The sequence below is a fragment of the Nostoc sp. DedQUE08 genome, assembly GCF_034530895.1.
In the GTDB taxonomy this organism is placed as follows: Bacteria; Cyanobacteriota; Cyanobacteriia; order Cyanobacteriales; family Nostocaceae; genus Nostoc.
In genome coordinates, this window is record NZ_JAVRCD010000051.1 from 39,225 (window position 1) to 59,912 (window position 20,688).

General features: G+C 41.9%; 16 protein-coding genes, 1 tRNA gene and 1 riboswitch. Of the genes, 11 read left to right on the forward strand and 6 right to left on the reverse strand.

The window, feature by feature from the left end; all coding sequences use genetic code 11:
* Positions 1–362: 362 nt before the first annotated feature.
* Both RMY64_RS27325 and RMY64_RS27330 read right to left on the reverse strand, forming a co-directional pair.
* Entirely contained in the window at positions 363–1,175 is an 813-nt protein-coding gene (locus RMY64_RS27325) for a DUF3102 domain-containing protein (protein WP_322674774.1), read from the reverse strand.
* A gap of 435 nt (positions 1,176–1,610) precedes the next feature.
* Complete coding sequence (locus tag RMY64_RS27330) at positions 1,611–1,733, reverse strand: hypothetical protein (RefSeq protein ID WP_322674773.1); 123 nt, start codon at positions 1,731–1,733, stop codon at positions 1,611–1,613.
* 78 nt (positions 1,734–1,811) lie between these two features.
* Here RMY64_RS27330 and RMY64_RS27335 point away from each other — a divergent pair, with 78 nt between their 5' ends.
* Positions 1,812–2,492: a HEAT repeat domain-containing protein gene (locus RMY64_RS27335; protein WP_104905234.1), complete on the forward strand. Its 681-nt coding sequence runs from the start codon at positions 1,812–1,814 to the stop codon at positions 2,490–2,492.
* A gap of 75 nt (positions 2,493–2,567) precedes the next feature.
* On the forward strand, positions 2,568–3,134 hold the full coding sequence (locus RMY64_RS27340) for a phycobiliprotein lyase (protein ID WP_322701655.1): 567 nt from the start codon (positions 2,568–2,570) through the stop codon (positions 3,132–3,134).
* Positions 3,135–3,453: 319 nt separating this feature from the next.
* Here the strand turns inward: RMY64_RS27340 and RMY64_RS27345 are convergent, their stop codons facing one another.
* Positions 3,454–3,957, reverse strand: coding sequence for a 2TM domain-containing protein (locus RMY64_RS27345; RefSeq protein ID WP_322674770.1), 504 nt, complete (start codon positions 3,955–3,957; stop codon positions 3,454–3,456).
* Between the two features lie 515 nt (positions 3,958–4,472).
* On the opposite strand from RMY64_RS27345, the gene RMY64_RS27350 reads away from it, so the two are divergent.
* Positions 4,473–5,189: an ROK family protein gene (locus RMY64_RS27350; protein WP_322684401.1), complete on the forward strand. Its 717-nt coding sequence runs from the start codon at positions 4,473–4,475 to the stop codon at positions 5,187–5,189.
* Between the two features lie 955 nt (positions 5,190–6,144).
* Positions 6,145–6,699 (forward strand): peptidoglycan-binding domain-containing protein, encoded by a 555-nt coding sequence (locus RMY64_RS27355; RefSeq protein WP_322701656.1) that lies wholly within the window; start codon positions 6,145–6,147, stop codon positions 6,697–6,699.
* Between the two features lie 85 nt (positions 6,700–6,784).
* On the opposite strand, the gene RMY64_RS27360 is transcribed toward RMY64_RS27355, so the two are convergent.
* From RMY64_RS27360 to RMY64_RS27370, 3 genes are all read right to left on the reverse strand, one after another.
* The gene (locus RMY64_RS27360) at positions 6,785–9,205 is read right to left on the reverse strand and encodes a sucrose synthase (protein ID WP_322701657.1); all 2,421 of its coding nucleotides are present in this window, start codon (positions 9,203–9,205) and stop codon (positions 6,785–6,787) included.
* A 777-nt stretch (positions 9,206–9,982) separates the two neighbouring features.
* Positions 9,983–14,602 (reverse strand): ATP-binding protein, encoded by a 4,620-nt coding sequence (locus tag RMY64_RS27365; RefSeq protein WP_322701658.1) that lies wholly within the window; start codon positions 14,600–14,602, stop codon positions 9,983–9,985.
* Between the two features lie 457 nt (positions 14,603–15,059).
* A tRNA-His gene (locus RMY64_RS27370) sits at positions 15,060–15,132 on the reverse strand.
* A 124-nt stretch (positions 15,133–15,256) separates the two neighbouring features.
* On the opposite strand from RMY64_RS27370, the gene RMY64_RS27375 reads away from it, so the two are divergent.
* The 7 genes from RMY64_RS27375 to RMY64_RS27405 all read left to right on the forward strand — a co-directional run bounded on the left by RMY64_RS27375 (position 15,257) and on the right by RMY64_RS27405 (position 20,653).
* Positions 15,257–15,640 carry a DUF4359 domain-containing protein gene (locus RMY64_RS27375; RefSeq protein WP_322701659.1) on the forward strand — a complete coding sequence of 128 codons (384 nt, stop codon included), beginning with the start codon at positions 15,257–15,259 and terminating at the stop codon, positions 15,638–15,640.
* Between the two features lie 139 nt (positions 15,641–15,779).
* A complete protein-coding gene (locus tag RMY64_RS27380; RefSeq protein ID WP_322701660.1) occupies positions 15,780–16,526 on the forward strand; it encodes a sirohydrochlorin chelatase in 747 nt (248 codons plus the stop codon).
* Positions 16,523–17,302, forward strand: a complete 780-nt coding sequence (gene cobA / locus RMY64_RS27385; RefSeq protein WP_322701661.1) for a uroporphyrinogen-III C-methyltransferase — start codon at positions 16,523–16,525, stop codon at positions 17,300–17,302. The genes RMY64_RS27380 and cobA overlap by 4 nt, the downstream gene beginning before the upstream one ends.
* 49 nt (positions 17,303–17,351) lie before the next feature.
* A riboswitch (cobalamin riboswitch) is annotated at positions 17,352–17,514 on the forward strand.
* Positions 17,515–17,535: 21 nt separating this feature from the next.
* Positions 17,536–17,955 carry a DUF1636 family protein gene (locus RMY64_RS27390; protein ID WP_322701662.1) on the forward strand — a complete coding sequence of 140 codons (420 nt, stop codon included), beginning with the start codon at positions 17,536–17,538 and terminating at the stop codon, positions 17,953–17,955.
* On the forward strand, positions 17,955–18,692 hold the full coding sequence (locus RMY64_RS27395; RefSeq protein ID WP_322701666.1) for a cobalt-precorrin-6A reductase: 738 nt from the start codon (positions 17,955–17,957) through the stop codon (positions 18,690–18,692). Before RMY64_RS27390 ends, RMY64_RS27395 begins: the two co-directional genes overlap by 1 nt.
* Positions 18,693–18,781: 89 nt before the next feature.
* Positions 18,782–19,387 carry a PEP-CTERM sorting domain-containing protein gene (locus RMY64_RS27400; protein ID WP_322701663.1) on the forward strand — a complete coding sequence of 202 codons (606 nt, stop codon included), beginning with the start codon at positions 18,782–18,784 and terminating at the stop codon, positions 19,385–19,387.
* A 387-nt stretch (positions 19,388–19,774) separates the two neighbouring features.
* On the forward strand, positions 19,775–20,653 hold the full coding sequence (locus RMY64_RS27405) for an inositol monophosphatase family protein (protein WP_322701664.1): 879 nt from the start codon (positions 19,775–19,777) through the stop codon (positions 20,651–20,653).
* Positions 20,654–20,688: the final 35 nt, after the last annotated feature.

Sequence of the window (20,688 nt, forward strand, 5' to 3'; positions counted from 1 at the left end):
AACTCACTCATTTCTAGCACGTGTTTATAATCGCAAGCTTCAAACGAACATATTATAAATAACGTGAGTTCGACAGATATCTCCTTCCCAGCCTCCCTCTTTTAAAAGGCGAGAGAGGAGTAACGAGTAAGGAGAGTTTTTGCTCCCCTCTCCTACCAGGAGAGGGGCTGGGGGAGAGGTCAAAATAGCACTCGTCGATCTCACGTTAAAAATATGAATATAAATGAATGTAGAGATGTAGCAATACTATGTCTCTATAAGGTTTATGGATAATGCATATTTAATTTTTGAAGATATCTATTTATTCTAATAGATGAAAGTTAGCTCAAGAATTAGTATTTAGACAAGTATCAGAGATTCCTCTAACTACTGCTACTTTTACTAGTTTGTAATAAAGTTAGTTCTGAACGAAGTTTTGCAATATCTTGCTTAAGTTTCTGATTTTTTATCTGTAGTGCTTCTAGTTGTGCTTTATAAGTATCGCGCTCCGCTACCAATTTTTGCAGTTCATTTTGTGGAAGTGGAGAAGAAAGTGGCAGATGATTAGTGGTTGTTTGTTCAATGCTAGAAACCTCAGTCTTGGGTAAGACTAATGTTTCTACTTGATTTGTATCTATCTGCTGACTAATTGAAGAAATTTTTTGTTGTTGTTCCTTTACTGCTTTAGAAGTTTTATATTTTTTGATGAGATTTTTAGCAACCTCTGGATCGACTACTTCGCCTGTTTTCAAAATCTTTATTGCTTCATCTCTAGCCGCTTCAGACGTACTAGGCGCAGCCAGTTTATAAAGAGCAGTAGGAGTAATGCCATTAATCAAATTTCCGATAATCGGAATTTTTGACTCAAATGCTCTAGCAACGTGAATAAACTCATAGGCTGAAGTTTTTCCCATTCCAAACTCCTGTCGTAGCCAAGGTAAAAACTCACCATGTTCGATAATTTTTTGAGCTTCTAGCAAGTTGACACCAATACAATAAATGTCCATAGCGCTTCGTTTTAGCCTACGTCGTGTATCTTCTGCTAAAATAGCTAAACGTTGTTGTTTTTCCTCTTTACTCTCAAAGTCTGACTTGCTCTTAGCTACTAAAGGCTGGTCAATAATTTTCTCTGATTGGGTAGGTATTACTTTGATTTCTATAGGAAAAGCTGTTGACTCATGCTTACTAATTTTCATACAATCTATTCCTGCTAGCATTTGTATTTTTCTTAGAGATATTTTTGCAAAGCAGTTTTTTAGGCTTGTGATTTTATGTTTAAGGGAACTTGTAAGCTAACCAGCATTCAAGTTGCATAATCAGGGCGGGCTTTTCGGCCCACCCCACAAGATATTGAGAAAATTTTGATCTGCAAATTAGATGTGTTTTAGCTTATTAAGTTACTCAGGTCAAGCTAATAACTTTACGCAACTTCTTGTTATATCTTTACAAAAGTACATAATCGATTGCTATCCCAAATACTATTTTAAAAATGCTAATGTGTTGTTATTCGCCAGTTTTGTGGCTTGTTGGCGATGTCTACGACGAGCTACGCCTACGCAGAACTACTCGTACCAATTCACGATGAAGATGTACTTAATATTTCTTAAATGAATTGGCAAGTACGCCTTTTCTTAGAGAGGGCGATGAATGCGAGTGATTTTCCCAATTGGCAGAGGCTTTACACCGATTTCCTTCACTGGTGTAAGCGCGATCGCTTTTTTATTCATAATTGAGCCATTTTGTAAAGTCGCCAAACTCCTACTTCAGTAGGGCGACAGCGTGATGAACAAATCAGGTAAATTAAGATAAGTAAAGAAAACGCTTTGAACTAAATGGCAGCTCTAAGCTTACAAGAAATTTCTACTCAGCTAGAAAGTCCGAATTTACGCGATCGCATGGTAGCCCTTGCTAATCTGCGTCATGTTGCGGCTGAGGATGCAGTGCCTTTGATTAAAAAGGTACTAGACGATGAATCTTTGCAATTGCGATCGATGGCAATATTTGCTCTGGGAATCAAGCCAACACCAGAATGTTATTCTATTTTGGTAAAAATTCTCGAAAATGACCCTGATTATGGTATACGCGCTGATGCCGCTGGTGCTTTAGGATATTTGGGTGATGCCAGAGCTTTTGAGGTGCTTTCACGGGCATTTTATGAAGATACTGATTGGCTAGTACGTTTTAGTGCAGCTGTTTCTCTAGGTAATATTAAAGACCCTCGTGCCCATCAAATTCTGATTCAGGCATTGGATAGCAAAGAAGTCGTGTTGCAACAAGCTGCAATCTCTGCACTGGGAGAAATTCAAGACATCGAGTCTGTAGATAAGATCCTGCGCTTCGCCCAATCAGATGATTGGTTAGTGAGGCAGCGTTTGGCAGAAGCCTTGGGAAATCTTCCCACTCCCAAGAGTGTCTCAGCTTTAAAATACTTAGAAAAAGACAATCATTTCAACGTTGCTGAGGCAGCCAGAATTGGCCTCAAGAAGCTTGAGGAAATAGGCAATCAAGCTTAATATTAAAACCTCCTGCTAGCTTTTAATAATAATTAAGTGGGAATTTTAGCATTTTGATGCAGGGTAATTTCATTCATGAATATTGAAGAGTTTTTTCAGTTAAGTGCTGGTAAATGGTTTTCTCATCGCACTAGTCAACATTTGGCTTTTAACCAATCAGAACATAGCAAGTCAGATATCATCATTGAGACGCTGCCATTAGATCATCCAGAAGCAGTTAAGCTGTGTCAAAGTTACAACATTAATCCTAGTTCTGCTTCCTGTGCTACCAAAATTATCTGGAACGGCACAATGGACAAGGATCGAGCAAAACATAGTGGATCAACTGTGTTAGTTTCGGTACCTGATGCAGATAATCCGACCCAAGGCAGGTTACTCAGAGAAATAGTTGATGCCAATAAAACTCCAGTTGCCGGACGCTATAAATTTGACAGTGATGGTGCTTTAATCCTAACTACAGAGGATGAAAACATATTCTCAGAGGAACGGCTGTGGTTTGCTAGCCCCAATTTGCGAATGCGGGTAAATGTCCTCAAGAGTTTTGGTGGATTTAGCATCACTTCCTTCACTTCAGAGATTCGCATGGGTGGCTTTCCACCCCCTGAGAAGGTTTCCGAGGCGGCTAATTCAGTATCTAGTTAAGTTCGATCGCAAAATATTACCCCCGTTTCTAGGCTACAGTGTACAGACAAATCAAATTACCCCCCTTAATCCCCCCTTATAAAGGGGGGAAAAGGAAATCTAGTTCCCTCCCCTTTGTAAGTTGGTTTTGTAGCTTGCGTGCCAATTTTATTGGATTTACGACGGGGGGAAAAAAGAAATCCAGTTCCCTCCCCTTGGCAAGGGGAGGGTTAGGGTGGGGTAAAACCCTAGTTAATCAGCTTATTTCAGACTTGTGTGTACACCGTAGATTTCTGGGGGGAATTAAGTAGAGATGAGTTAGAGTTAGGGAAAGTTTTGATTAAGCCTGTAATACCTTAAACCACTTATTCAAAACTGTGCTGATGGTTTTCTTAATCTGATGGTTGCGGCTCCATTTTTGGAATGCCATTTCATACTCATCACCTTTGATTTGAAAGGTATTCCAGACATCAAGCGCTACAGGCAATCCGCAGAATAGTAAAATGTACAGCGACCAAGAAATTCCGCCACCAGTAATTAAATCAAGCAGTATAAAAAAACCATTGGAAATTGCATATTTGCTTAAACGCTTCTGAAATCTTCTGATGCGGTAAGCGTCAAAAGCTTTTCGTTGTTGAACTTGGCCCTGTTGTAATACCCAATCGCGCTCTGCTAATTTTAAAGACTCAGGTGAAATTTCTAACTCAGCAGCAATTTCTAATATATGCTCATAAGAAAATTCTGTGTCTTTATCATCTGCTTGACGAGCGATCGCTAAGTGCAGAATTTGTTGGACATCTTCTTGGCTATACGAGCGGATGCTTTGAGGTTCAAACGCCGTCATAATTTTTTCTCTTATATTACTTTTAATAGAAATTTGCTGCCCGATAGATTTTAAGCAGCTACGCTAGTACTATTTCCATTATTCTTAGATTAACAAATCTAGATGCTGTCCGGCATTGAATGTATGGGATTTTTAACTTTGGGCATAGGGTAAATGTCACTAAGAAAACGTGAAACCTCGTGTTTGGCAGGGTGTTGGGGGTAGGGTGTTGGGTGTAGTGTTTAAGACAATTAACCTTTAGTTGCGTCAAGGAGTTCAACATTTTCTTGATTCCCTACACCCTACACCCTACCCCCCACACCCTCTCATCCGGTTATATCAGGGGTTTGTGCTTAACAAGCGTGCCATTCGGGCATAGGGTAAAGAGGCAGAGGGGCAGGGGGCAGGGGGGAAAAATTTACTGCATCTGCCTTCTCTCCACCAATATAGAGACTCTCCAAACATCCAAGATATTATCAAATGCAGCAGAGCATAATTAATAACGAAATAACAAGCATTAACAAGGATGTAACTCAATGGTTGAAGAAAATGGATCGATTCGTACCCTATCGGTTGATATTGGCGGTAGTGGTGTTAAGGCTATGGTTTTGGATATTACGGGGCATCCTGTAACAGAAAGAGCGCGTTTAGATACACCGCAACCTGCGACACCGGAGGTTGTAATTAATGCAATTGTAGTTTTAGCCGCCGCTCAAGGTGAATTTCATCGTGTTTCGGTCGGTTTTCCTGGTGTGGTGCGCTGTGGAGTCACGGAAACAGCGGTAAATTTACATCCAGATTGGATCGGATTTGATTTGGAAAAAGCATTATTAAAACACTTAAACAAGCCTGTACGGGTGATTAATGATGCAGACATGCAGGGATTTGGTGCGATCGCTGGTAAAGGTGTCGAATTGGTGATTACTCTGGGTACGGGGTTTGGTTCGGCTTTATTTGTAGATGGTAAGCTGGTACCAAATATGGAAATGGGGCATCATCCGTTTCGCAAAGGAGAGACTTTTGAGCAACAGTTGGGGCGTGCAGAGTTAGAAAAAATTGGTGAGAAAAGATGGAATAGGCGTTTAGAAAAAGCGATCGCATCCTTGCAACATCTGTTTAATTATGACTACCTTTACATTGGCGGTGGTGAAGCGGTGAGAGTGAATTTACAGCTGCCGTTAAATGTCAAACTCATCCCCAATATCACTGGTTTATTAGGCGGTATTGCTTTGTGGCGAGATGATAAAAGGTAAAAAGTTTTTCAATATCCACAACTTAGAGTACTAAGCGATATCTAAGGGCTACCTACACCTACACACTTTTTGATTAAGGTGCATTCTTTCTCAAAGTTTCAAAATGATATAAAAATTAACACAGATTAGAAAAGAGAATTGCACAAACATTATGTTCAGTGCCTCTGTGTAATTTGTTCATGTAGTATCTAAACTTTAACTCCAATTCCATACCGTGCAACAAGGTTGTGCGGTTTCATTCTTTTGAGGTGAAAGTGTGAGCTTTTCGAGAATAGCTTGAAGGAGCGACATAAGTTGCAATACAGTTCAGAATGAGCAACAAAACCCTTATTATAGAGACGCGATAAATCGCGTCTTCAAAGACCAATAATCCTTAAGTAAACCGTATTTACAGAAATTGTGATTGATAAAAAGTATTTGAAATTAAGAGCTTTTAATCAATAGTTAAAAAACTGCCTCAATGAATTAAGTAGTATTTTTACTGGCAGTATAAACATGATAAAAGTAACATCAGCATATCAAGCATGAGCTAAATATAACTAGATAAATTTGTTTGATGCGATTCCCTGGCGATCGTATAAGTAGAACAGGCGGGAAAAATCAAACTATGTTAATAAAAGTAAAGTGGACTAAAACCCTCTTTCCTTCTGCCTTCTGCCTCACTTCGACTACGCTCAGTGACCACCTGCCTCCTGTCTGAACCTGATGATAAATATTCACAGCGACTTACTTAGTATGTTATTGTCTAAACCATTGATTTAGATAGTATGTCTGATAACTTGATGGCTTGATTAATGATATTAATCTGATTAAATGGGATCGGGGGTGAGCAAATATGAACATGAAAATATTACCTGGAAAAATTAGTACATGACTTTTTATTTGGTCAGTATGTACTATCCTGGACAGCAAATGTTGGTTAAAAGAAATATTGGTTGAAGTAAAATAAACTAAAATGAATGAAATTGGCCTGATGATGACGGGCGTGTTAACAATAAGACAAGCATCTGGGATCAATTTGCCACAGCAGCAATTATTTCAGATGGAAAATGATGTAAACCAGTCAAAACAGAGTCAGTTAGAGATAGCTGCTAAAGTTACGCCACCTGAATTTATGCAGACAGATGAGATTTCCCAGGCTTCTCTCTCAGCGCTAAAACTAGAAAAAGAACACATACTTCAGAAAATTAGCAAAAAGAATCTGGGACTAATTTCTTCTAATTTAGGTAAGCCTAAGAAGTCTTTTCAGTCTGGAGGTAAAGTCCGTACAAAGGCTACAAGACGGTTTCAGAAGTTTAGTAGCCAGCCTCTACCGACTCTTTATTTCGGTAGTTCTGGTATTGCTGTCAGAGCCTTACAACAGTTATTAGTGTCTAACGGTTATGCTGTGAGAGTAGATGGGATTTTTGGCGCACTAACAGAGACTGCTGTCAAAGCCTTTCAAAACCAGCAAAATTTAGGTGTGGATGGAGTAGTTGGCCAACGAACTTGGAGTGCGTTGACAATTTAGTTAAAAGTTAGGAGTTAGGAGTTAGGAGTTAGGAGAATTTTAGATTTTCATAATTACTCACTCTTCACTCTTCACTCCTCACTTATTATCGGTACTGATGCTGTTCTAATAGCTGTTGCGCTCTTGGCTTGTAAATTAAATAGAACAAAGCCTCAAGATAACGCAACAAATCTTCCCGATTTTCCATAGAGGTAAAGTTCCAGAAGCCATAAATCCGTGCTAATGATAACAGCTTGCTAGTGTGAATTTTCCAAGTATAGGTGCTGTAAACTCGGTCAATTCCTCGCTGAGAAATTTCACTCCAATAGTTAGGATTTTGTTCGCATTTAGTGATGAAGTCCACAATTTTGCTGGCTGTCTCTTCTAAATTCGTTGGGTTAATCAAAAAGCCATTCACCTTATCTTGAATAATCTCCAGTGGCCCGCCAAACTGTGTGGCAAGAGTTGGCAATCCTGAAACCATCGCCTCTAAAATTGTTAAACCAAAAGCTTCAAATAAAGCTGATTGGACAAAAATCCCCTGACGATCGGCAATGACTCGATAAATTTCACCAGAATCAGTTTTAGAGAGGCGCACACCCAACCAACGAATTTTCCCGTGGAGATTGTACTGGTCAATTATTTGGTAAAGTTTGATAATTTCGCTGCGTTCTTCGTTATCATCTGATTCTTCGACGCGTAACTTACCCGCGACTAAAATTAAGTTGCAATGCTCTTGTAATTCTTTACTTTGACCATAACATTCAGCTAAACCTGTGAGGTTTTTGATGTGGTCAAGACGCGCCATTGAGAAGAGAGGGCGCTTGTTAGGATCGTCGAGTTTGCCAAAGATTTGCGTGGGATCTTCCAGAGTAAAAAGCATTTCTGCAAGGCGTTGGCGATCGCTCTCTACTCGGTCTTTAATCCGCGTGTAAGGGAAGTAATTATTTTCATTTACTCCCGGCGGTACAACATTAAATTTGGGGCTAAATAATTCAATGCCATTGGTAACATGATACAACTCCGGCATGGTGAAGCATTTATATGACTCGTACTGTCCCACACTATCCGGTGTTCCGACAATTTCTTGGTAGGTGCTGCTAATCACAAAATTGGCAGCATTCATGGCAATCAAATCAGCTGTGAATTGCAATGAAAAGTGATATTTATCCTCTAATTCTTGCCAGTAGAGGTTACTGAACAAGTATTTAGATTTTTCTAAAGCATGGGCAACATTGCATTGAGTAACTTTCAGCCGTCGCGCCAGCAAGAATGCTACTAAATTCCCATCAGTATAGTTTCCAACTATTAAGTCAGGTGTGCCGTGAAATTCTGCCCGTAGTTCTCTTTCGGAATCAATGGCGAAAGTTTCTAGATAAGGCCAAAACTCAAACCGGGAAATCCAGTTTTGAGTCATGTTAGGATTAAATTCCCGTAAAGGCACTCGCAAAATCCAGGCATTTTCGCTACCGTGAACTTTTTCTAGCCGTTGATTACAAAGGGTGCCATCACTATTGGGAATCAAGCGGGTGAGAATAATTACCTTTGGCTCGACATTCAATTTCTCTAAACCCGCAAGCAGGACATCTTCTTGTAACTGCTTCTCTAGGCTTTTTGCCTGGTCAAGAACGTAAACTACCTGACCGCCAGTATCGGGACGCCCCAACACTCCCTCTTGCCCAAACCAACCGTGAGCTGACACCAAGACGATCCTAAAAATCATCGGGACACGAGAAATGAATGCTTCTAAAGTCTGAGGATCGGCAGAATCAATCAATTCATCGAGAATATTTAAAGTTTCCCGCACTCGCGCTGCGGTGTTACCCCAACCCGGCTCAAAACCCATTGACTGCAATTGAAACCGGAATTGTTCGTAGGGTTCATCATCGGGGCGATTATTAACAAAGCCGATCGCTTTCTTAACTTGCTCGGAAAGTTGCTGCTGTGATTGAATGCGATCGTTGAGTAGCAGTTGCACACCGTTGTAGTGGTGCAGGCGCAAGAAATTCAATAAGCTGTCGAGCAATTGTTTGGAATCTTGAAATATTTTGCTGGATAGATAGCGGTTGAGAAATTGTACTCCTTTACCAATATTTTTGGGGTCGCGGATGATTGGGGTGTAGTCATAAAACGGGCCGAAGTCCAATTCTAGCAGGTCGCCTTCGTTGGGATGATATTTGTTTACCAAGCGATCGCGCAGATCCAACAAATCCTGCACCGTCATCGGCTGAATGCTTAAGTCTGATGTCAGCCAGTAAACTTCTTGGCTGGCAATCTTAGAACGGATGATGAAACAGAAGTTTGAGTCCTCTTGAATTATTTCCTGAGTATAGTAAATGAGTTTTCCCAACTCAGAAGAAGTGTAAAAAGTCTCAGGTTTCTGAGACTTGGAGCAATACTCACTATATACATTCAGTATGTCGTTCCGTAGTAAGTACTTCTTTTCTTTTTGGCGTAATTCACTAAGAAAAGAACGTAAATCACTTCTTTCTTCACTATCTAAGACTGCTTGAAGCAATTCAGACATAGCAACTCCACTAAATGACGATGTTTGCATTGTTAACTTTCTAGGCAAGACAAATAAGCCTCCACCTTTTGTTAGACATATATAAACACGAAACAACACAGATAAATTATATTTACCTGTGTACATACAAGTATCAACTTTTTAGCAGACACTTAAAGCGTGTTCTTCTTTACCTAAAGTATCTATGACTCAGTATTTTTGGATCTCACTAAAGGAATACAATTTTTATTTCTTTTGATAGAGGTTACTAAATAACTGCATAATAATATTTGGGGCACAAATTATCGCACCCTCAATTGCTTAATGTAATCTTTACTATATCATTTATTTGCGTATATTTTGATTATCAGCACATCTAGAAGGAAAAGATTTAACTAAGTAAGTTGGCACAATAAAACCAAACTGTGTGAAGAAAAATAAATAAGGCTCAAACCCTTTTTCTTCTTGCTCCTTGCTCCCTGCCCTCTGCTTTATCCCAACGATAATTATTTACGCCGACCTACTTATCAAGCTCTATAAGACTTTTAAATCAATATTTTTTAATTATTTCAGAGTGCTAATATTCATTTTTATAGTGCATATAAATAATTTATTCTGCAACTTGAGTATTGGCGATATTGTGCTAATTTTGAGAATAAGTAATTGTGCCGCTATTATCTCTTTGTCAAAAAAATATAGAATAATTTAGAATAATTTGTATATTTATTCATCAAATGTTCTTCTGATTTTTTAACTATTTTAAATTTTGAATTCTGAACTCTGAATTCTGCTGTAAGTTCACATTTCGACGACGATCGCCACCAAAGTTTCTGGATCGATAGGTTTGGGGACATGACGTTGAAATCCGGCGGCGATCGCTTGCTGCCGATCGAGTTCTCCGGCATAAGCTGTTAAAGCAATAGCGGGAATTTGTCCCCCTTGCTCAAGCCCAAGGGTACGAATTTGTCGGATCAGCATATAGCCATTCATCTCTGGCATCCCAATGTCACTGATGATGATGTTGGGAATGGATTGGGCGATCGCTTGCAGCGCCTCAGTCCCAGATCCAACAGCAGTGACGATCGCCCCATATTGTTCTAAAACAAAAGCGATGAAGTCTCGCGAGTCCGTTTCATCATCGACGACTAAAATCTGAATGCCGTTCAAATCACCTTCCTGAACGGGCGATCGCTCTAAGGTTGGTGCTTGAGTTAACTGAGGTGCAAGTGGAATTTTAACCGTAAATGTCGCTCCTAGCCCAACACCTGGACTTTCTGCTGTTACGGTTCCACCGTGCATTTCCACAATTTGGCGCACAATCGCCAATCCCAACCCTAGTCCGCCGAATTTGCGGGTGGTTGCACTATCTTCTTGCCGGAAATGCTCAAACACGTAGGGCAAAAAGTCGCCACTAATTCCTTTTCCAGTATCGGTGATTTGAATTTGGGCGCGATTTTCAGCTTGAGATAGGGCAATCGTGACTTGTCCCCCATTATGTGTAAACTTAACGGCATTCGACAGCAGATTCCACACGACTTGTTGCAATCGCCCTGCATCCCCGACTACCACGCCCAAAACGGGCGAGACGATAGTCTGAATTTGGATTGACTTGGCTTCAGCGGCTAACCGAACTGTTTCCAGCGCGGCCCAAATCACTGTATTGAGGTCAATGGGTGAGGTTGATAAGCTCATTTTGCCGCGCAAAATCCGGGAAATGTCCAGCAAGTCATCAATGAGTTGCACTTGAAGCTGGGCGTTGCGCTCAATCGTGGCGATCGCAGCATTCGTTTTTTGGGCATCTAGCTTTCCTTGCTGCAACAGTTTTGACCATCCCAGAATTGGATTCATCGGCGTTCTCAGTTCATGGGAAAGAACTGCCAAGAACTCATCTTTAATGCGATTACTTCGATCTAACGCTTCGGCTCGTGCCTGTAGCTCTGCAATTAGACGCGATCGCTCTAAGGCAACAGCTAGTTGATTGGCTACTGTTTGCATGAGGTCGAGTTCGTCGGGCGTAAAGCGATCGCGTTGACGAGTTCCCAGTCCCAGAGTGCCTAAGACGCGTTCGCCCACGATTAACGGATGACTAGCATAAGCTCTGATGCCGCTTGAATGATGAACTGGAATAGGAAGTCGATCGGTGGTTGAGAGGGCATTTTCAACGATAGCTGGCTGGCGATGTTGTACCGCATAACCACATACACCCTGCCCTAACTCCAAAAATTTAGCGGATAAAGCGATGTCTTCTGAGATACCCCCATAGGTATTAAGTTCAAGGCGTTGCTGGTCTTCTTGAAACAAGTAATTAAAGAAAACTTCCAGTCCCAAATAAGTCGAAATTTTTTCAAATAAACTGGCTAAAAATACCTTGGGATCTTCGTTGAGCAACAGATCGTTGGCAACTTCTGAAAGCAGCTTCAGCCGTTCGTTGCTTGCTTTCAAAGTCGCTTCAATTTGCTTGCGATCGGTAATATCGTTAAACAATATCGCTACTTTTCGGCTCTGTGGCTGGCCAATGGGAAACGCATATACGTCAAACCAACGGTGCAGCGCTTCGGCGCGATTCTCAAAGCGATGGGGTTGCCCTGTTAGGACAATTTTACCGTAAATTTCAAACCAATGCTCTTCATGATTTGGAGTTAACTCGCGCATCCTTTTGCCTTGTGCGTCCTTGAGTCCCGTTTGTTTCTCGAACGCCGGATTTATTTCCAAAAAGCGATAATCGATGGGCTTACTGTTTGCATCAAATAGCACTTCAATTACACAAAAGCCTTCGTCAATGGACTCAAACAAAGTTCGATAGCGTTCCTCAGATTGGCGCAAAGCGGATTCGGCTTGTTTGTGTTCGGTGATGTCTGCTAATGCTCCAGGAAAAGCAATCGGTCTGCCATCAGCAGCATATTCAACTCGACCGCGTGCGGCAAGCCAGCGCTCCTCGCCTCTTGCCGTATAAACGCGGTACTCACTAAAATATTCTTCCCCGGTTGCGATCGCCTGATTAATTGCAGCAACCGTTTGTGGGCGGTCTTCTTCGTGCATTGCTTGGACAAACAGTTCAATCGGCAAACCTATTGTTGCTTCCACAGGGTCAACGCCAAACAAGCGAGCAAAGGCTGCATTCACGATTACTAGATTCTCAGAAATCTTCCACCGCCATGTGTAAATGGCTCCTGCTGCTAAAGCGGACTCCAATTGCACGTGGGTTTCCCGTAAGTCAGCTTCGGCTTGTTTGCGATCGCTAATATCGATGGAAATCCCGATCATGCGTTTTGGATTTCCCGCCTCGTCGTCAATTATATGCCCCCGAACCAGCGCCCAGTGCGTGCTGCCATCATCCCAAACAGTGCGATACTCCACCTCATAATTGCTGCTGTTGGTAATCGAATCTAGAATTGCCGCCTGCACCCAAGTCCGATCTTCTGGATGAATCCGCTCCATTAGAACTTTGTGCGAGAAATCAGTATTAATCGGCAGACCATAGTTGACTTTGCACTGGTCAGAAGTAGACAGAACATTGGTCTTAATATCAAGTTGCCAAGAGCCGAGTTTGCTCGTCTCCAGAGCAAGTTTAAGCTGCTGTTCGCTGGCTTGCAGTGTCTGAGCCGCTTGTTTGCGGATATCTATCAGTTTTAAAGTTGACTCAACACGAGCCAGTAGTTCGCGAGCCGAAAACGGTTTGATTAAATAATCATCGGCTCCCGCTGCCAGCCCTTCTACACGAGCCTCTTCACCCGCCCGCGCTGACAGCAAAATCACGGGCAATTCTCTGGTTTGGGGGTCAGCCCGCAGTTGATGTAGCAACTCATACCCACCCAGCCCCGGCATCATTACATCACTGAGAATCAAATCCGGGTGCTGTACCTGGATTGCAGCCAAAGCCGCCATTCCATCAGCGACTGCCTCAACCTCATACCGTTGACTCAACAATCGCCGCATATAATCGCGCATATCGGCGTTGTCATCTGCTAAGAGGATACGGGCACAAGCAGAGGAGGAAAGGAGCAAAGGAGCAGAGGCGAAAAACACTCTATTAAAACTACCTTCTTTCTCCGTATCTCCTCTGCCCCCCTGCCCCCCTGCTTCTTCCAAAAGCCAGCGCGAAGCTTCTTCAAGGTATGGCGTGGCGCTGAGTGTGTTTGATGCCACAGTCTCAGGGGCATTTAACCGTTCTTGTGGTAAATGCGCGCACCCAGTTGGAATCGAAACTGTAAATCGGCTACCCTCTCCTAAGATGCTGGTAACGCTGATAGTACCGCCATGCAACTTCACCAGTTCTTGCACGAGCGATAAGCCAATTCCAGAGCCTTCAAAACTTCGTCCCTGTAACCCTTTGACTTGATAAAACCGTTCAAACAGACGCGAAATTTCAGCTTCTGGAATGCCACTTCCAGTATCTTCAACGATTAAATTAACAGTATTGCGATCGCGCTGCAATCGAACGGTGATGGTTCCCGTCAACGTAAACTTAAAGGCATTCGATAATAAATTAAATACAATTTTCTCCCACATTTGGCGATCGATATAGATTGCCTCTGGCAAGGTCGGACAGTCGATCGCGAACTCCAGACCAGCCTGTTTCATGAGCGAGCAAAACATACTAGCTAGCTCTGTTGTGAATGCGGCTAAGTCAATTGGTTGATATGATGCTTGCATTCGCCCCGCTTCCAGCCGCGAAAAATCAAGCAGCGTGTTGACTAATTTCAGTAACCGGAGTCCGCTTCGCTGCACGAGTTCAAGGCGATCGCGCTGTTGGGGCACTAATGGGGTTTGAGTGTCGAGTAACAAGTCTTCGAGGGGACTCAACATCAGTGTTAAAGGCGTGCGAAACTCGTGGGAGATATTGCTGAAAAAAACGGTTTTGGCGCGATCGAGTTCTGACAATGCCTCATTCGCCGCTTGCAGTTGTTCGTTGACCTCTCGTAACTCCTGCACTCTAGTATAAATTTCCATCTCCATTTGGTCGGTGCGAGTCTGGAGTGATTTATTCAACTGACGCTGTTCGTTTCGCTGTTGCTGCACCCGCATAAATTCGGTGACATCTTCGGCTCGATGAATAATGTGCGTCATTTCACCGTTTTCATCAAAGACTGGCGAGTTGGTTGGTGTCCAGTACCGCTCCTCAAAGCCACCGCCTTCTGATTCCGGGCGGCGAATGTCATACTTCTGCACTGCCATTGTCTGAGGCTGGCGATACTTGAGTACGTTTTCTAACGAGGCACGTAAATTCCGAACTCCAGTAGCATTTGGATCGTCGGGATTATCCGGAAAAACCTCGAATAAATGGCGACCAACGACCTCTTCTCGTTTGGTCTTGGTCGCCCGAAAGTAAGCATCACTTCCGGCGACAATCACTAAGTCGAGTGAGTAGACGATATACAATCCTGGTATTGATTCAAACAAGGTTTGAAAATTCAGCATCCCTTCTTTTGAGCGGTATTAACTTCTTGGCTTAAAAAGCTATTAAAACAAACAGCAGTCCAATTAAAGGGTGCTGCAAAGCCTAAATTTATAGCTTCAACAGTCCAGAGCTTGGGTTTAAAAGGACAGAGGTTTGCAGAAGCAGAATTACGATGAAATCGAGGCACTCACTATATAGTAAAAGAATAAAATAATTAAAAGTGATATTACTTGCCTCGATCGCATCAGCCCAAAAGGATATAAGGCATTGCATACCTAATTTTAATTTAGCAAGTAATTTTGCTTATATACATAAACTTATTTAATAAGATAATCTAATGAATTATTATAGACTTGCAATCCTTGCAAGTCTATAAACTTATGAGATGACAATTGTTGGTAAAGTGATGCTTATGATTGTTCGCACCATACAACACACCTTTAATAGGAGTATAGCTATAAATATGAAATTATGTAGGGCGAACGATGGGACTCGAACCCACGAATGGTGGTACCACAAACCACTGCCTTAACCACTTGGCTACGCTCGCCATTCAACAATTTGAATTATAGCAACAATTTGGCAAGCGATCAAGAGTTTTTCTTCAAGGAACGGACTTAGTTGATTTAGAGTCTCTGGAGTCTGACGATTACAACGAATTTTACTTGGAAAATATGAAACCATTGACCATCATCGCGTATACTGGAGCAGCAGTAGGACTTGCCGCCTTGGGTGTGACAATGGCGAAAACCAATCCCAGTCAAGTTGAATATGAAGAATATGCAGTTCAACGGCTGACAAAATACTTAAAAACCGATGTATGTAATAAAACTACGAATATTCTTGAAAATTTAATTCGTTTTAATTGCGATCGGTTAGTTGACTCGGCTAACCCACAAATCCAAAAAATTATTGCCAAGACCACAGAAAGGCAAGATTTCGTGATTTTTAGCATTTACCGTACAGATTTAAAAATAAACTCTTGGATACCTTCGTACAAATTTGAAACGGTAGGAGCTTTCGATCAATTTTATACTTACACTGCCGAAGAACAATAACGTAAGGAGTAGGGGAGAATATAAAAGTGGTTAAGAATACTTCTATTTAATAATTAATAATAGTTTCAATAATTACCAGAGTACTTATTATCCCCGGCTTAATCTTAAATAAAAATAGTAACTAAGAATTCAATTACCGATGTCATCTGCCTATCTACTACTATCTCACGGAAGCCGCGACCCGCGCCCAGAAATTGCTATGCAACAACTAGCTAGGCTGGTGTGTCACAAATTGTCAAAAAACCATAACTCAGTAAATAGCGAACATTTAGTTGGCATCGCTGCTTTAGAAATGAATCCTCAGCCTTTACACGAGCAGATTCAACAATTTGCTAAAAGCGCTTTTGGCGATTGCCCACTGTCTCAAAATGAAAATCGTCTCAAAATTGTACCGCTATTTCTACTGCCGGGAGTCCATGTGATGACAGATATTCCTGCCGAAGTAGCACTCGCCCAACAGGCTGCTGGTCAAGATATCATCATTGAATTGCAACCATATTTAGGCTCTCACCCTAATTTAGAGAAATTGCTGGCAAAACAAATAGCTGCTATGAAAGCAGAAGCATGGATTCTCTTAGCTCATGGTAGCCGTCGCCCAGGTTCGCAAAAAACTGTGGAAGCAATAGCGGCGAGTTTGCCAGCCGTGACTGCTTATTGGGCTGGGCCTCCTAGTTTAGAATCACGGGTGAAAGAATTGGTGGATGCTGGTTATCGGGAAATTGCAATTCTGCCATACTTTTTATTCGCTGGTGGAATAACCGATGCGATCGCCACCTCAATAGAGGAACTAAAATTACAATTTTCTGCGGTGAATTTCCAATTGGCAGAGCCACTGGGAGCAAGTGCAGAATTAGCCGAGCTAATTTGGGATTTAATAGATAGATGAACCGCACAATGACACAAAAAAACAAGTATTTAGGAAAGGTTTATTTAGTCGGTGCAGGGCCAGGAGATCCAGGACTAATTACCTTGAAGGCAAAAGGTTTGTTGGAATGTGCAGATGTAGTCATCTACGATGCCTTGGTGAGTCCGGCAATTTTGGCAATGATTAATCCCCAAGCCGAGCAAATTAATGCTGGTAAACGTGCTGGGAGACATTCGTTGTTGCAGTCAGAAACAACTCAATTGCTGATTGATAAAGCGCAGGATAGTGCAATTGTAGTGCGGCTCAAGGGTGGCGATCCCTTTATCTTTGGTCGCGGTGGCGAAGAGATGGAAGAATTAGTCAAAGCTGGAATATCAACGGAAGTTGTGCCAGGTATCACTTCGGGAATTGCAGCAGCAGCTTATGCAGGTATTCCTTTGACGCATCGGCTATATAGTTCATCGGTGACATTTGTAACTGGTCATGAAGCGGCGGGTAAGTATAGACCGCAAGTAAATTGGAGTGCGATCGCTCACGGTTCCGAAACCATTGTAATTTATATGGGAATTCACAATCTGCCTTATATTGTGGAAGAATTAATTACGGCTGGGTTGAATTTAGAAACGCCGATTGCTTTGGTGCGCTGGGGTACGCGCCCAGAACAAGAAGAATTGATTGGAACATTAGAAACAATTGTCAATCAGGTAGAGCAAACTGGATTTGGTGCGCCTGCGATCGCAGTTATTGGACAAGTAGTAAATATGCACAGTATTTTATCTGGTTGTCGTCCAGTTTGATAGTTGGCGCAAAGCTTATTGTTTCGTATTCTCCGATAACTTTAGTGTACGATCGATAAGGTTATTCGGTTCTGGTGGGAGTCAGCTACCAGAGGTAACGGGGAAAGTCCGGTGCAAATCCGGCACTGTCCCGCAACTGTGAACCAATTTGAGATTAAAGAAAATCTCAAGTTGAGTGAGTCAGGATGCCCGCCGAAATCGATTTATTAGTTTCACATATCTGCGAGGTACAGATGACTACGACTGTAAATATTTCCCCAACTAATCCCTTGGATGTTGCTGAACATACTTTATTTGTTTGCAAAACCTGTGCCAGTGTTTGGCAAAATGGAAAACGCTTAGGTGAAAGTGGTGGTGAAAAACTTCTACACCAACTTCAGCAGCTGGCACAAGATTGGGAGTTACGAGATCAATTCCCAATTCAAGAAGTTGAATGTATGAGTGCTTGTAATCGTTCTTGTGTAGTCGCCTTTAGTGCCAAAGGCAAATTAACATATTTATTTGGTGATTTAGCCGTTGATGGGAGTGCCTCTGCGGTGCTGGAATGTGCTAGTCAATACTATGCTAAAGCAGATGGTTTGCTGCCTTGGTCAGAGCGTCCAGAAGCAATGAAAAAGGGGATTTTAGCAAAGATTCCACCTTTATCTAAATGATGCGCGTTTTGATTCTGGGTGGGACGGGTGATGCAGCAGAATTAGCTGCCAAAGTTACGACTATCCAAGGGTTAGAAGTAATCACCTCTCTAGCTGGCCGTACCCGCGAACCGTCAGTACCGTTGGGCGATTTACGGGTTGGAGGCTTCGGGGGTGTGGCTGGATTAGCTAGCTATCTGCGAGTCATGCAAATCGACTTATTAATTGATGCAACCCATCCTTTCGCTAGTCAGATTTCCTTCAATGCGGCAGATGCGGCAACGGAAGTTGCAGTACCCCGTTTGATGTTAATCCGTCCGCCTTGGGAAAAAGAAAGTGGCGATCGCTGGATTGAAGTTGACAGTGTTGCAGCCGCAGCAACTGCGCTGCAAAATCAGTCACAGCGAGTGTTTTTGACAGTTGGCAGGCAAGAACTCGCCGCTTTTGCTCATTTGGAGAAAATTTGGTTTTTGATGCGGATGATTGACCCTCCTACCGATGATGCTTTAGTACCGTCGGGGATGGTATTGTGCGATCGCGGGCCTTTTACCCTCAATAATGAAAGACAAATTCTGATTGAAAATAACATTGATACCATCGTCAGTAAAAATAGCGGTGGCGATGCCACAAAGCCCAAGATTATTGCCGCGCGAGAACTGGGCGTAAAGGTTGTGATGGTAAATCGTCCAGCGATACCGCCAGGGGAGCAGGTTAATAATGTTGATACCGCTTTGGCGTGGTTATTAGATCGCTGCTAAGGAAATAGCCAAGATTGATAATACTATCTTTCCTTCCGTATAATACACGGGAACCTTCTACAAGATCCGCGATCGCAGTAACGACTTCCATGAAAAATTTAGCTCTATCTGCCATAGCCCTCGCCACCACATCTGGATTAGTTTTCGGGACAATGCCAGCTGCTTCTGCTTTAAGTTGGAGTTGGAATTATTCTGGTACTGGCATAGAGGCGAATGGTACTTTCACTACTAATGACACCCCTAACGATTTGGGTTTTTACTTAATTACTGGAATTACTGGTACGCGAAATGGTGAAACAATTACTGGTCTGCAATCCGCTGGAACTCCAATCCCAGGAAACGAACCTTTTAATGTTGATAATTTAATTAGTCTTAATACTCAGCAGTTAACAGGTGATGGTTTTGGATATTCCACTTCTGGAGGAAACTATTCTAGTCCATTTTTCGCGAGTTTTTTGCCGACACCAGGTTATTTAGAGGTATTTTCTGCGCCGCCCCTCATACCAGGTTTTGAAAATTTAGGATTAGAAGATAGTGAGTTACCTATTAGTTTTTCTGCAACCATAGTCACTGTTTCTGAACCCACTTCTATCCTTAGCCTGCTCATTCTAGGTACTCTTGTTGGCGCACCTTCATTACTCAAAGGCCACAATCTATCCAAAATTACTCAGAAGAAGCTCGAAAAAGTTTCCTAAAACCATTAATAACAATTCAAAATTGTACCTTTACAGGGATCTTGCTACGCGTTTAGATGGCGGGCAAGATGCCCACCCCACAATATTGGATAATTTTTTCTTGGAGTTCCCTTAACAATACAAGCCGATGTATTAACAATGCAAGGTATGGTCAAATTTAATTCGCGATGAATTAATGAAATACTGTACTAAGTGTTGACGTTCGGTCTTAAACCCTTTATTTTGCAATAAAACTTGCGATCGCTCTATAGGCTCTTGGAGACATACAGATTAAAGTAATATAGCAACGGTGGTATCATTGCATCCAAATGATACCGTAATTTTGTCTAGATATAGAATTCTATCGCCCTGTTGACGATAGATTATTTCTAAAAGGAGTTTGCTGCAATGTCCACAACACCAACTACTCGATTAATTTTAGAGACTTTACTTCCCCATCTCAAGGTAGCAGCAGCCTATGCCCATTTTCTACAACCAAAAATTGCTGCACTTCCCGCTAAAGAAGAAGCAAATAACTTTTTTAGTGCTGCACTTACTGATGCAGATGTGGCTATTCAAAATCTAGTAGAAGTAGTATTACTAGGAACTTTTCCAGATATTTGCTTTTATGGTGAAGAATATGAAAGTTCTAATAATACCAAATATTTTCGCGCTATCGAACTCGGTTCAGAAGGTGATTACTTAGTAACACTTGACCCGATTGATGGTACGAAGTTTTATATGGATGGACATTCTAATTACCAAATTATTCTCAGTATTCTAAATGCGGATGACTTTGAAGCAGTAATTGCCATTTCTCCTGCCCAAAACGTTTATTTTTATGCCCTTCGAGGTGAAGGTGCTTTTAAAGGCACGCTAGACATGAATTTAGAAGCCTGTGCCCCATTAGATATAACATCCGCCAAACCTGCTATTTTATTGGGATGGGGTATGAATGCGATCGCACCCTTACTAAAAAATCGATATCAAGTAATCGATATAGCGACTGATTACTCTAGTGATATTCAAATTCCAAATCTTAATGGTATTCTCAGTGGTGACTTGAGTGGAGCAATCATCAAGTCGGGCAAGTTTCTTGATAGTGCTGCACTTGCTTTTATTGCAAAAGAGGCTGGCTGGATTGTAACTACTGTGGACGGTTCGACTTTACCGCCATTGCATACTTGTAAAAACTATAGTCTGCCTGGATTGATCGTAGCTGCCTCAAAATCTGTTCATCAAGACCTATTAGAAGCAATGCAAAGCTTTAGGAGTTATGAGTTATGAGTTATGAGTTATGAGTTATGAGTTATGAGTTATGA